The sequence below is a fragment of the Sabulibacter ruber genome, assembly GCF_017355955.1.
GTDB classification, from domain to species: Bacteria; Bacteroidota; Bacteroidia; order Cytophagales; family Hymenobacteraceae; genus Nibribacter; species Nibribacter ruber_A.
The window spans coordinates 1-436 of sequence record NZ_JAFFID010000028.1 but is presented as its reverse complement, the minus strand read 5'-3'; the positions used below and the strand labels follow the sequence as shown (position 1 = coordinate 436).

General features: G+C 56.0%; 1 protein-coding gene. It reads right to left on the bottom strand.

The window, feature by feature from the left end; translation table 11 throughout:
• Positions 1-436 (bottom strand): hypothetical protein (locus JT719_RS24300; RefSeq protein ID WP_207436385.1); only part of this gene is annotated, 436 nt, incomplete at both ends.

Sequence of the window (436 nt, the reverse complement as noted above, 5' to 3'; positions counted from 1 at the left end):
ATTGCTGTTGTGCACGGCGACGTTATAGTCCGCGGCCGAAGCTTCCCCGACACCCACGAACATGACGTCAACCTTGATGTCGTAGGCGTTCGTTCCATCGGACAGGCTGTACTTGTCATTCCAGCCACGTTCACTGCCATGCTCCCAAGTCAGCAGATTGCTGGCGGGTTCATTGCCGGTGAAATGTATGCGTGACTGAACAGTGAACTCCGTGCCGTCGAAATCCAGGTCGAAACTCACGATCATGCCGTAACCATGGTCGGCGTTCATGACATATTCGACATGCCTGTTTCCGAAGGCAGGAAGCCCACTGGCCTGTTGAACGGTGACGCCACCCTGGAGATTCAGTTGATTTGGGTCATAGTCCCCGACGATCCGGAGAAGATCGCCGGCTTTCCCCGAAATCGCTGAGAAGGATGCCGCTTGCTCGGCGGTC